Source organism: Parendozoicomonas haliclonae, from assembly GCF_900174585.1.
Lineage (GTDB): Bacteria > Pseudomonadota > Gammaproteobacteria > Pseudomonadales > Endozoicomonadaceae > Sansalvadorimonas > Sansalvadorimonas haliclonae.
On record NZ_FWPT01000068.1, the window covers coordinates 1 to 400 of the forward strand.

Below are 400 nucleotides of genomic sequence, written 5' to 3' on the forward strand. Positions count from 1 at the left end.
TGTATTAGTTCAGATCTAATCTGACATTCACTCTCCAGAAAAGAGAAGAGTTACCGATGTGAAAGAGGGTACGAAACCTTAATCACAAACAACAGGTAACTCTCATGATTCAGAGTAGTGATCGCATCGTTAAACACAAGGTCGGGTTGCTCAATCTGGCCGATGAACTCGGTAATATCTCCAAAGCCTGCAAGATGATAGGTGTCTCCAGAGACACCTTTTATCGTTACCGGGATGCTGTAAACAGCGGTGGAGTTGATGCCTTATTCGATCGTAGCCGCAGAGTTCCCAACACAAAGAACCGTGTTGAGCCGCAGATTGAAGAAGCCGTTGTTGAGTACGCCATTCAGGATCCTGCTCACGGTCAGGTCAGAGTCTCCAATGAGCTTCGCAAGAAAGG

Annotated in this window: 1 protein-coding gene; it reads left to right on the forward strand. The window is 46.5% G+C overall.

The annotated features are described in order from the left end of the window. Window positions 1-104: 104 nt before the first annotated feature. Window positions 105-400, forward strand: a 296-nt coding sequence (locus EHSB41UT_RS24285; RefSeq protein ID WP_133060662.1) for a helix-turn-helix domain-containing protein, incomplete at its 3' end; no start/stop codon positions are given.